A 12397-nucleotide genomic window follows, 5' to 3' on the forward strand; every position below is an offset into this window, starting at 1 on the left:
GGAGCAAGCCAAATGGACAATTACGACGCGGTCGACAGCAACGAACACCCCTGGCTGGGCAGACTCATTGTGGTCGGACTGTTCCTTCTGGCGCAGGGCATCGCGGTGATGCTGGTCGCCTTCGTGGCCCTGCTGGTGAGCTTCGAGCCGGGCTGGTCGGCGACGACGGAGCAGGCCAGCCTGCTCCAGCCCCGCGATGCCCGATCCGGCACCCTCCTCCTCAAAGAAGACGGCGCCACCATCGAAGCGATCCGCCTCGGCATCGATATCGACGTCACGGTCTCCGGCCCGACGTTGCGCGCCCGCGTCACGCAGGTATTCCGCAACCCGACCAAGGACTGGGTCGAGGCGACCTATGTCTATCCGCTTCCCACCGGCGGGGCCGTCGATACGCTGAAGATGGTGGTCGGCGACCGCGTCATCGTCGGCGACATCAAGGAGCGGCAGCAAGCGCGCGTGATCTACGAAGAGGCGCGACGCGCCGGCCAGAAGGCCGCGCTCACCGAGCAGGAGCGGCCGAACATCTTCACCAACTCGGTCGCCAATATCGGCCCCGGCGAAACCGTGCTGGTGCAGATCGAATATCAGGAGCCGGTGCAGCAATCCGCCAACGAATATTCGCTGCGCCTGCCGCTGGTGGTCGGGCCACGCTACAATCCGGCGCCGATCGTGCAGAGCGTCGACTTCCGCAACGATGGCTCCGGCTGGGGCGCGACGACGTCGGACCCGGTGCCGGACCGCAACCGCATCTCGCCGCCGGTGCTGGATCCTGCCCGGAATGCGCCGGTCAATCCGACCAGCATCACGGTGCGCCTGAAGGCCGGGTTTGCGCTGGGTGAGGTCAAGAGCCCTCACCATAACGTCAAGATCGAGAGCCCGGACAGCACGACACGAATCGTCACGCTCTCCGACGGCATTGTCCCCGCCGACCGCGATTTCGAGCTGACCTGGAAACCGGCCGCGGAGAAGGCGCCGTCGGTCGGCCTGTTCCGCGAGCATGTCGGCGATGCCGACTATTTGCTCGCTTTCGTTACACCGCCCACCACCGAGCAGGCGACCCAGAAGCCGCTCCCGCGCGAAGTCGTGTTCGTGATCGACAATTCCGGCTCGATGGGCGGAACGTCGATCGTACAGGCCAAGGCCAGCCTCACTTATGCGCTCGCTCGTCTCCAGCCGACCGATCATTTCAACGTCATTCGCTTCGACGACACCATGGACGTGCTGTTTCCGACCTCGGTGCCGGCGGATGGCACGCATGTCCGCGAGGCGACTTCGTTCGTCGATGCGCTGCAGGCGCGTGGCGGCACCGAGATGGTGCCGGCGATGCGTGCAGCGCTGACCGACAAGCTCGGCGACACCAGCATGGTTCGCCAGGTCGTGTTCCTGACCGACGGCGCCATCGGCAATGAGCAGCAATTGTTCGAAACGATCACGGCGATGCGCGGCCGCTCACGTGTGTTCATGGTCGGCATCGGCTCCGCGCCCAACACCTACCTGATGACGCGCGCCGCCGAGCTCGGCCGCGGTGCCTTCACCCATATCGGCTCCGTCGAGCAGGTCGAGGAACGCATGCGCGGTCTGTTCGCCAAGCTGGAGAACCCGGCGGTGACCGGCCTCAGTGTAAGGTTCTCCGAAGCCAAGGCCGACGTGACACCGGCGATCATTCCGGATGTCTATCGCGACGAGCCGCTGGTGCTGGCGGCAAAACTCGACAAGCTCGCGGGCTCGATCGAGATCAAGGGACGCGTCGGCGACCGTCCGTGGTCGGTGACGCTGCCGCTGCAGAGCGCAGCCGAAGGCAAGGGCCCGTCGAAGCTGTGGGCGAAGCGCAAGATCGGCGACGCCGAAGTGGCGCGCACCATACGGGAACTCACGCCGGAGCAGGCCGACAAGGCGATCCTGGCGCTGGCGCTCGACCATCAGATCGTCACGCGACTGACGAGCCTCGTCGCGGTCGACAAGACGCCGAGCCGTCCCGAAGGCGAGCCGCTCAGGCTCAGCGAATTGCCGATCAACCTGCCGGCCGGCTGGGACTTCGAGAAGGTCTTTGGCGAGCGGCCGCAGGTGCCGGATCAGTTGCGCGAGCGCCATGCCGATGCGCGCAATCAACCGACGGCAAGGCGGCCGACACCAGCTTCACCCGATGCGATCCGTCTGCCCAAGACCGCAACCTCGGCCGAGCTGAAGATGATCGCAGGCCTGGTCCTGATCGTGCTTGCCCTGGTCCTGTTCGTGTTCAACCGGCGTCAGACCTTGCTCACTGACGCCGCTTGAGAGAGGAGCCCCCCAAACTCCTCTGTTAGCGCGCGCGGCTGCCCGTCCCACACCAACGGCCGCGCGCGCCTTTTTCGAAATGACGAACGAGAGACACCGATGACCCGCTTCGTCTCTCCCCTGGTCCTGGCGCTGATAGGCATCCTCCTGTTCGGCGACGGCGCCTACATCCACGCCAAGGCCTGGCTCGCGCAGGTGCTGCTGCAGCGCGCGTTCGACAGGAGTGTTGCGACCGGCGAAGTGGTCAAGCCATGGTCATGGGCCGACACCTGGCCCGTCGCGCGGATCGAGGTAAAGCGGATCGGCGCCAGCGCGATCGTGCTGGAAGGCACGAGCGGCCAGGCGCTCGCTTTCGGTCCCGGCCATATCCTCCAAACGGCTGACGCGGGCGAGCGCGGTGTTGCCGTCTATGCCGGCCATCGCGACACGCATTTCCGTTTCCTGCGAAACGTCGCCATCGGAGATATCATCGAGATCACCCGTCGCGACGGTAGGCAGTTCCGCTATCGCGCGGACGCCTCGGCCATCGTCCGCTTCGATGAATCCGGCATCGATCCCACGGCGCAGGATTTCCAACTCGTGCTCACCACGTGCTGGCCGTTCGAGGCGGTGACGCCCGGGCCCGAACGTTATGTCCTGCATGGCGTCCTGATTGGCGTCGATAAAGATGAATAAGTGCGATGCATCGCTCATTCCATCACGCGGCATACCATGTGGTTGCCAGTCCGAAGAACTCGCCATAGAACAGAGTGACGCACCGCCAACAAGAACAACAGGTGAGGTCACGCCATGGAAGCTCGCGTATCTGCTGCGTCCGGTTCTTCGCGCCCATGGTCTCCAACGCCCGACGCCAGCGACATCGTCAAGGGCATCCACGCCATGCTGCACCCGCACAACATCGTGCTGGTGGGCGCGACCGACAAGCCCGGCAACTATGCCGAGCGCATCTGGAACAATCTGGTCAAATACGGCTTCGAGGGCGGACTCTATCCGGTCAATGCCAAGCGAGAGACCATCTGGGGCGTCCCCTGCTTCAAGGATTTTGCCAGCCTCCCGGAGAAGCCAGATCACGTGCTGGTGCTGGTGCCGGCGCGCTTTGCGGTGCAAGTGATCCGCGATGCCGCAGCGGCCGGCGCGCGCTCGGCCACCATCGTCACCTCGGGCTTCAGCGAGTTGCAGGATGAGGAGAGCCAGAAGCTCGCGGCCGAACTGCAGGCGGCCGTGCGCGAGACGGGCCTGGCCGTCACCGGCCCGAATTGCCTCGGCAATCTGAGCGCAGGCGAAAAGCTCTTCACCAATATCGACGACCGGATCGTCACCATGGAACAGGGCGCGGTGGCGATCGCCGGACAATCCGGCGCCATCGTCATGGCGATCCGCCAGGCGCTGGAGGATCGCGGCGTCGGGGTGGGCTACATGGTGACAACCGGCAACGAAGCCGGCCTCGAGACGCCGGACCTGATGCGCTATTTCGCAGAGGATCCGAGCATCAAGGTGATCGTCGTCTATCTCGAGGGCGTGCGCAACACCAAGGCGTTCCGGGAGGCCTGCAAGGCTGCACGTGCCGCGAGCAAGCCGGTGATCGCGCTCAAGCTCGGCGCGTCCGAGGGAGGCCGCGCGGCGGCGATGGCGCACACCGGAGCGCTCGCAGGCTCGATCGAGACATTCGATGCCGTTGCAACGCGCGAGGGCGTGATCCGGGTTGGCGGGCTCGACGAACTGATCGAGACCACCGAATGCTTCGTTCACTCTGTCGTGCCCAAAGGCGACCGGCTCGCCGCGGTCACGCTGTCCGGCGGCAAGCGCGGCATGCTGATCGATGCCTTCTACGCGGAAGATCTGAACTTCGCGCCGCTGAGCACGCATGTCAGCTCGGAGCTTGCGAAAATGCTCGGGCCAGGCTCGATCGTCGGCAATCCGCTCGACGCCGGCTTTGCCGCGGTGGTCGATCCCTCCGTCTACATGAAGTCGATCGAGCTGATGATCGAGGATCCCGATATCGACATCGTCATCATCGATGCCGAACTGCCGAAAGCGCCGCACGAGCTGCGTGAGCGCAATCTGCGCATCGTCAACGAGATGGCGAGCCGGGCCGGTAAGCCGGTGATCTACATCAGCGCGATGTCGATCGGCTTCACCGAGTTCACCAAGTCCCTGCGCAAATCGCTGCCGCATCTTGCAGTGATGCAGGGCATGGACCGCGCGGTGACCGCGATCAGGTCGCTGCTTGCCTATGCCAAGCTTCGCAAGGAGGTGCCTGACATCGCCTCGAGCTCAAAGCCTGCCGCGCGTGCCGTGCTGGAGAAGGCGCTGAGATCGGCAACCGGCGCCGCGCTCGACGAGGTCGCCTCGAAGAAGCTCCTGAAAGCCTACGGCATCCCGATCTCGAAGGAGGCGATCGCGCAGACGGCAGCCGAGGCCGTGAAGATCGCCAAGCAGATCGGCTTCCCGGTCGTGGCAAAACTCGTCAGCGCCGAGATCCTGCACAAATCCGACATCGGCGGCGTGGTGCTGAATCTCACCACCGCGGCCGAGGTGAAGAAGGCGTTCAGCGACATCACCGCGCGCGTGAACAAGCTGAAGGGCAAGCCGAAGCTCGACGGCATCCTGATCGCGCAGCAGGTCAAGGCCGATCTCGAGCTCGTGGTCGGCGCCTCGCTCGATGCCGAGATGGGTCCGGTCGTGCTGTTCGGCACCGGCGGCATCGACATCGAGCTGATGAAGGACGTGGCGCTCGCCGGAGCGCCGCTGGACGAGGCCGAAGCGCGACTCCTGATCGGTCGCACCAAGGCCGGTATCAAGATGCGCGGCTATCGCGGCAAGCCGGCCTTGCACGAGGCTTCCGCCGTGAAGGCGCTGGTCGGCCTGTCCAATTTGATCGCGGATGCCGGCGACCGGATCGCCTCGATCGACATCAATCCGTTCCTGATCAATGCCAGGACGGGCGTCGCCGTCGATGCCCTCATCGTCCTGAACAATGCCGCGGCAAAGCGTGCGGCCGGACATTGACGTCGCGGAAGGCGGGTTACGCTTCCCTAACCTGCCTTACCTAGAATCGCGGCCATTCGGGCTCCTTCCAACTTTCCTGCTTTGGCCGTAGAATCGCCCCTGATGGCACGCGCGAGCAATCTGGTGATCGGAACGGCGACGCTGGCGGTGATCGCCGTGGCGTTCGGCGGCCTGCTCGGCATGCAGAAATGGCGCACCCTCCAGAGCCGCAGCCAGTTGCGCGTGGTGTTCGAGGGCGGCTCCGCCAGCGGATTGCGGCGCGGCGGGCCGGTCAATTTCGACGGCGTGCCCGCCGGCCAGATCCTGTCGATCAAGCTGGACAATCCCCGCAAGGTCGTGGCGCTCGTATCGCTCGATAACGCCGCGCCGATCCGCAAGGATACCGTGGCCGGCATCGAGTTCCAGGGCCTCACCGGAGTCGCCGCGGTGTCGTTGATCGGCGGCGCCCCCTCCGCCCCGCCGGTACCCCTCGACTCGGACGGCGTCCCGGTACTGACCGCCGATCTCAGCGATGCCGAATCCATCGTCGACACCCTGCACAGTGTCGACCGCACGATCGTGAGCAATGCCCCGGCGATCAAGGAGGGCCTGCGCACGTTCGAGACCTACACCGCCGATCTCAAGAGCAAGGGCGACGAAATCGATTCCGTCATGGCCAAAGTCGACAGTGCCTTCGTGGGCTTCGACAAGGCTGTCACGAAGATCGAAGGCGTGGTGCCCGGCTTCGTCGACGGCAAGGCCGACGAGCTGTTCGAAAAGGTTCAGGGACTGCGCGAGCTCGCCGACACCATGAAGAAGAAATCGGCGAGCTACCTCGACGACATCCGTCGCTCGCTGCTCGACGTCAGCGAGGCCGCCAACAAGATGAGCGGGACGCCCACACCCGCCGCCGCACCGCGCCCGCCGCGCAAGCCGGCGCAGAAGAAGCGGTAGCGCCTACCACGCGTAACGCACGACGCCCTTGCCGGCATAGGAGCGGGTGACGTTCGAGAACTCGCTCTCGAAGGTCGCCGACGCGGACCAGCCGTTCATCCAGCTCATCTGTATCGCCGCCGTGGTCAATGCGGAATCGCGCGCCTGGACGGCCCCGTTCACGACGAACGCCGATCCCGGCAACGTCTGAAACACCGCACCGACGGCGCGGTCCGGATTGTAGTCATGGGCCCAGGCGACGCGGCCGCGCAAGGTCATCAGGCCGCCGGCCGCGGCGAATGACTTGTCCGCGCGCAGGCCGAGTTCGGTGCGGGTGCTGGTCATGTCCTTGGCGGCATAGTTGAGCGCAAAGGTATTGTTGCCGACCACCGCGAACTCCGAATAGCCCGGCAGGCTGAACATGGTGGCCTGGAGCGCTGCGTAGGGCGTGAGGCCGATCCACTGCGTGGCCTGGCGATAGCCGCCCTCGATACGGCCCGAGAACGCATTGGCCTTGAACTGCGCACGCAACTGATCGACCCCGGCAGCGGTGACGATGCGATTGGTCGTGACGTCCTGCCAGCCGTAGGCCAGCGCGGCCATGATGTAGGCCGGTCCCACAGTATGACGCACGAACGCGCCGGCCTGGAACAGGTCGGAGCGGCCCCAGCCAAGCCCGTTGACGTTGAAGCCGGTGCCGCCGCCGGCAAGCGCGATGCCAGCAATCGTCGAAGGCGAGAAGCGGTAGTCGAGACCGACGGCGGTGCCATAGACGCTGCTGGTGGTGTTGTTCGAACCGAGGCCGGCCTTGCCATCGGTGGTCTGCGAGCCGCCATAGCCGGCCGCCCACACGTCCCAGCGCTGCTCGAACGTCAGAGCCGGTGCCTTGCGAGAGATCGAGGCAAAGGCGTCGCGCGCGCTTTTGTCACGCGCGGCCTTGCCGGTCGCGGCATAGGCGTTCGCACTGATCTCGTCGGCGTATGGCGTCGCACCAGGCGTGCCACTGCGCCCAGAGCCGAACACGTCGGTGAGCAAGCCGAGGAACAGGTTCATCGCGTTGAAGGTCGTCTGCTGCGAACCCGTCGCCGGTTCGCCGGAAGCCTGTGTCAGGCCGTTCGGGCCGAGGCCTGCGAATTCGGCTTGCAGAAAGCCATTCGCGTTGAAGAAATTCTGAAGCGTCGCGGCAACGTTCTTCTGATTGACGTTGAGGGCGTACTTCGCGGCGTAGTCCAGCGTGAAATTGAGATAGACGGTGCCGCTGGGATCCACGGTCGTCGTGCCAATCAGGCCGCCGGGAGCGGCGACACCGGCAAAGTTGTCGGAGGCAGAGCCGGAAAACTGCATGATCTTGTATTGCGGCAAGATGGCGCTGCCAGCGTACAACGAGACGCCGACGGTGCCGTTCAGGCCAACATTGCCGAGAACATTGGCAAAGCTCGCGGTGGATCCGCTGCCGACCTGCACGAGGTAGACCGCACCGGACTGAAAGGCGAGGTCCCCCAGAACCAGCACGCTCGAGCCCGGACCACCGTCACCGGGCGCGAAGATGCCGCCGGCAGCGACGGTGGTATTACCGACGATCCCGGCGCCGAACAGCGCTCCGCCCGCGTTCACGGTGGTCAGGCTCGATTGGGAGATGTCGCCATCGACCCGCAGGATGCCGCCATTGACGGTCGTCGTGCCGGTATAGGTATTGGTGCCCGAAAGGACCAGCGTTCCGCTGCCTGCTTTTTCGAGGGAACCGGCGCCGATGAAACCGCACCCGCAGGGATCGTAGTCGCCGATGACACCGTCGACCAGCGTCGAGCGATTATTGCTACCGACGACGAGCGTGTTGCCACCCCCGATATAGTAGGTGCCATTGCCTTCGATCGAACCGGCCGTGATGCGGCCGTCACCGTTCAGGCCGCGGCTGATCCCGAAGTCAACGATGCCCGTGCCGGTGGTGATGAAGCGCGCGTTGCCGCCGGTGGAATTGTCATAGAACTTGGTCGCGCCGCCGTCCTTGGTGATGATGGTGGCATTGGCGGCCGTCGACAATCCGCCGAAAGCGGTCTGGCCGTCGACATCGTTGATGATTGTTGCGTTGTCGGCGGTCGCGGTGCTTCCCGGCACGGCGCCGAAGCTCGTGCCGCCAAAGTCCTTGTTGACGATGGTCGCCGAGCCCGCCGAGGCTTGATCGATGAACGCGGTGGTGCCGCCGTTCTGGTTAGTGATGCTGGCGGAGCCTGCATTGGTCCGGCCAAAGAAGCCGATCAAGCCGCCATCGTTGGTGATGGTCGCCCGGCCGGCCGTGGCGGTGTCGGTCCCGGTTCCGAACGGATCGCCAAAGTACAGCTGGCCGTTGTTGGTAATGACCATAGAGCCGGCGGATGTTGCGTTGAGAAACATCGTCGTGCCGGAGAAACTGTTCAGGAGCGACGTGATGCCCGACGTGTCGGCATTGACGACGTTGAAGAGACCGTCGTTGACGACGGCGCCGATGATGCTCGCGGTATGCGTCGGGTCACCAAGCTGCAACGCCGCGCAGGAGCAGATGAAAGTGTCGCCGGTATAGATATTTGCGCCGAGCAGCGCCAGGATACCGGGTCCCTGGACGTTGATCCCGCCGCTGCCGGTGATGCGCGAGGCGATCACGGCCGACGGATCCGCCGTGCCGGTGACATCGTTGGTGAAGAACGTGGTGCCGCCCGGGGCTAGCCGAAGGTCGCCGCCCTGGATGGTGTAGACCGAATTGTCGCCGGTGACGTCGAAGCCAACGAGGCCGGTGAGCTGGACGCCACTCGGCGCGACCGTCACGGTGCCGGCCGTGGCCGGCGTCAAGACTCCCGAGTAGCCGAATATCGTGCCGGCTGACGCGGGATCGTAGGCGCTGCTGGTCGAACCGAAGACATCCGTCCAGTTCGTGGTGGTGGTGTCCCACACCCCGCCGCCACCGTTGATGGCACCGTTCGGCGTGGTCTGCGATCCGTTGAAGACCTGCTGCGCTGCTACGGGATTTGTCGCGGCGGCCGCGCTCAAGGCGAGGCCAAGCCAGAATGCCGTGCGAACCGGGGCAACACCCCGGCGCGAGCAACCCTGCCCGCTCGATGGAAATCCAGCTCCCACGCTCAGCCCCTGCCCCCGGCGCTCTCAGCGGCGCCGCGCGGAACGTAGGGCATGGGTACGGCCAGTAGAACTACGGCAAGGCAAGAATCAGCCAAGGAGGCTGCAACTTAGGCAGATTCAACAGCTCATGTTGCAACCGCGCCACGCGTTGCCGCGCCCGGCTCTCAATTCACGCGTGCGAAGGTGCACCAGGGGGTCCGGCCTTGTGTACGGTCGTTCACATCATTCGCGATGAAGGGCGGGTGCGCCAAACATGCTACCCGCCCTGCGCCATCCGCAACGGCTCAGTAATTGCTGGCCGCTGCCTCGTTCGGGATGCCCTCGATCGGGCACTCGTCGGTCCCCGGGGTCGAGCGGGTCATGGCCTCGACCATGTCCCGCGTCCCTTCCGGATCGGCGATCCAGTTCTTGTAGAAATCGTAGGGGCAGGCCGCAACACCGCGCGGGCTTTCGCCGGAATTGATCATGCCGGTATAGCCGCGGTGGACCAGCTTGTAGAGATGGTTCTGCGACTGGCCGTTGCGGCGCGCATCGCGGATCAGATGTTTCGAGAGCTGCGCGTACTGGATGCCGTAATCTTCCTCGCCGCACTCGCCAAGCGTGCGGCCGTCGAAGCCGATGATCGCGGAGTGACCGAAATAGGAATAGACGCCGTCGAAGCCGGCGGCGTTGGCGACCGCCACATAGACATTGTTGGCCCAGGCCATCGCCTTGGAAATCAGGATCTGCTGCTCCTTGGCCGGATACATGTAGCCCTGGCAACGCACGATCAGTTCGGCGCCCTTCATGGCGCAGTCGCGCCAGATCTCGGGAAAGTTGCCGTCGTCGCAGATGATCAGGCTGACCTTCATCCCCTTCGGGCCGTCGGAGACATAGGTGCAGTTGCCGGGATACCAGCCCTCGATCGGTACCCAGGGCATGATCTTGCGGTACTTCTGGACGATCTCGCCCTTGTCGTTCATCAGGATCAGGGTGTTGTAGGGCGCCTTGTGCGGATGTTCCTCGTGGCGCTCGCCGGTCAGCGAGAACACGCCCCATACCTTCGCCTTGCGGCAGGCTTCGGCGAAGATCGCGGTCTCTTCGCCGGGCACCGCCGAGGCGGTCTCGTACATCTCCTTGGAGTCGTACATGATGCCCTGGGTGGAGTATTCCGGGAAGATCACGAGGTCCATGCCGGGCAGGCCGGCCTTCATGCCGACCAGCATGTCGGCGATCTTGCGGGCATTGTCGAGCACCTCGGCCTTGGTGTGCAGGCGAGGCATCTTGTAGTTGACCACCGCGACGCCGACGGTGTCGTTGCTGCTGGAAATATCGCCGTGAAGCATCTTGAGCGCTCCTGTATCTTGTTCGTGTTGGGTTGCCGCGCGCGTTAGTGGCTGATCATCCAGGGGCGCGCCGTGGGAAAGCCCTTTGCTCCGCTCCTGGTCTTGGTCACCAGCCGCGCCGGCTTCTTCCTGTCCGGCGCGCTCTTGTCCTTCACGGTCTTGCCCGACGAGCAGCAGCCGCAGCCGGGGCCATGCGAGGCCTTGTATTGCGCAAGCGTTTGCGGCGCATGCGTGCTGCGCTCGTTGACGGCGTGCGCCTTGCGGGTCTCCGCCGGCATGCAGAAGAAATTTGGTGCGGTCAGGATCACGCGCGGCGCCATGGTTTCACAATGCGGGCATTCCTGCGGGTCGTCGCATTCCGCCATCGGGCGCAGATCCTTGAACGGACCGCAATCGTCACAGAGATATTCGTAGACCGGCATCGCATCATCCCCACGCTTTTGCCTGTTTCGAGAAGTCCCGCGGCGGATGCGGGGCGGCAAATCCGTGCCGTCCCGCATCCCGTCGCGCAGGGAGACTATTTGTCCGGCGAGATCGGCATCTGGATATCGCCGGTGATGTGCTTGATGGGACCCGCCGCCGACGGCATGACGTCGAAGTCGAAGATCTCGGTCGGCAGCCACAGCGTGGCGCAGGCGTTGGGCACGTCGACGACGCCGGAGATGTGGCCCTGGCACGGCGCGGTGCCGAGGATCGAGTAGGCCTGGGCGCCGGAGTAGCCGAACTTCTTCAGGTACTCGATGGCGTTCAGACAAGCCTGGCGATAGGCGATGTGGACGTCGAGATAGTGCTGCTTGCCTTGCTCGTCGACCGAGATGCCCTCGAAGATCAGATAGTCCTTGTAGTTCGGCGTGATCGGCGACGGCTTGAAGATCGGATTCTTGATGCCGTACTTCGCCATGCCGTCCTTGATCACTTCGACCTTGAGATGCAGCCAGCCGGCCATCTCGATCGCGCCGCAGAAGGTGATCTCGCCGTCGCCCTGGCTGAAGTGCAGATCGCCCATCGAGAGACCGGCGCCGGGCACATAGACCGGGAAGTAGATCTTCGAGCCGCGCGAGAGGTCCTTGATGTCGCAATTACCGCCATGCTCGCGCGGCGGCACGGTGCGGGCGCCCTCGGCTCCGATCTTGGCCTTGACGTCGCCCTTGGCGCGGCCGCCATGGGCGGTCGGCGCGAACGGCGGATTGGCAAGACCGGGCACGCGGGTCGGGTTGGTCGAGATCAGCTCGGCCTCGCGCTTGTTCCAGGTGTCCAGCATCTTCGGATCGGGCAGGCAGCCGATCAGGCCGGGATGGATGAGGCCGGCAAAGTTCACGCCGGGGACGTGACGCGACGAGGTGTAGAGACCCTTGATGTCCCAGATCGACTTCTGCGCCAGGGGGAAATGGTCGGTGAGGAAACCGCCGCCGTTCTGCTTGGAGAAGAAGCCGTTGAAGCCCCAGAGGCTCTCCTTCATCGGACCGACGTCGAGCAGGTCGACCACGAGGAGATCGCCGGGCTCGGCGCCCTTGACGCCGATCGGACCGGAGAGGAAGTGCACGATCGACAGGTCGATGTCGCGCACGTCGTCGGCGGAATCGTTGTTCTTGATGAAGCCGCCGGTCCAGTCATAGGTCTCGATGATGAAATCGTCGCCGGGATTGACCCAGGCCACGATCGGGATATCGGGGTGCCAGCGGTTATGCACCATGTCATTTTCGTAAGCCGACTTGGTGAGATCGACCTTGATCAGTGTCTCTGGCATCGAGAAGCTCCCCTTTTACACG

General features: G+C 64.6%; 8 protein-coding genes. 4 read left to right on the forward strand and 4 right to left on the reverse strand.

The features are described from left to right. The first annotated feature begins 12 nt into the window (after nt 1-12). From JQ572_RS17840 to JQ572_RS17855, 4 genes are all read left to right on the forward strand, one after another. Nucleotides 13-2274 carry a marine proteobacterial sortase target protein gene (locus tag JQ572_RS17840; RefSeq protein WP_211384048.1) on the forward strand — a complete coding sequence of 754 codons (2262 nt, stop codon included), beginning with the start codon at nt 13-15 and terminating at the stop codon, nt 2272-2274. Nucleotides 2275-2373: 99 nt separating this feature from the next. Further along, on the forward strand, nt 2374-2949 hold the full coding sequence (locus JQ572_RS17845; protein WP_211384047.1) for a class GN sortase: 576 nt from the start codon (nt 2374-2376) through the stop codon (nt 2947-2949). Nucleotides 2950-3063: 114 nt separating this feature from the next. Further along, nucleotides 3064-5283, forward strand: a complete 2220-nt coding sequence (locus JQ572_RS17850; RefSeq protein ID WP_211384046.1) for an acetate--CoA ligase family protein — start codon at nt 3064-3066, stop codon at nt 5281-5283. Between the two features lie 102 nt (nt 5284-5385). Beyond that, complete coding sequence (locus JQ572_RS17855) at nt 5386-6216, forward strand: MlaD family protein (RefSeq protein ID WP_211384045.1); 831 nt, start codon at nt 5386-5388, stop codon at nt 6214-6216. 3 nt (nt 6217-6219) lie between these two features. On the opposite strand, the gene JQ572_RS17860 is transcribed toward JQ572_RS17855, so the two are convergent. The 4 genes from JQ572_RS17860 to fmdA all read right to left on the reverse strand — a co-directional run bounded on the left by JQ572_RS17860 (nt 6220) and on the right by fmdA (nt 12375). Continuing rightward, on the reverse strand, nt 6220-9216 hold the full coding sequence (locus tag JQ572_RS17860; protein WP_211384044.1) for an autotransporter outer membrane beta-barrel domain-containing protein: 2997 nt from the start codon (nt 9214-9216) through the stop codon (nt 6220-6222). Nucleotides 9217-9587: 371 nt separating this feature from the next. Then, entirely contained in the window at nt 9588-10628 is a 1041-nt protein-coding gene (locus JQ572_RS17865) for an aliphatic amidase (RefSeq protein ID WP_211384043.1), read from the reverse strand. 44 nt (nt 10629-10672) lie between these two features. Then, complete coding sequence (locus tag JQ572_RS17870) at nt 10673-11050, reverse strand: FmdB family zinc ribbon protein (RefSeq protein WP_211384042.1); 378 nt, start codon at nt 11048-11050, stop codon at nt 10673-10675. A gap of 95 nt (nt 11051-11145) precedes the next feature. Then, on the reverse strand, nt 11146-12375 hold the full coding sequence (gene fmdA, locus JQ572_RS17875) for a formamidase (protein WP_211384041.1): 1230 nt from the start codon (nt 12373-12375) through the stop codon (nt 11146-11148). Nucleotides 12376-12397 lie beyond the last annotated feature (22 nt).

Source organism: Bradyrhizobium sp. SZCCT0153 (assembly GCF_018129995.1).
Taxonomy (GTDB): Bacteria; Pseudomonadota; Alphaproteobacteria; order Rhizobiales; family Xanthobacteraceae; genus Bradyrhizobium; species Bradyrhizobium japonicum_G.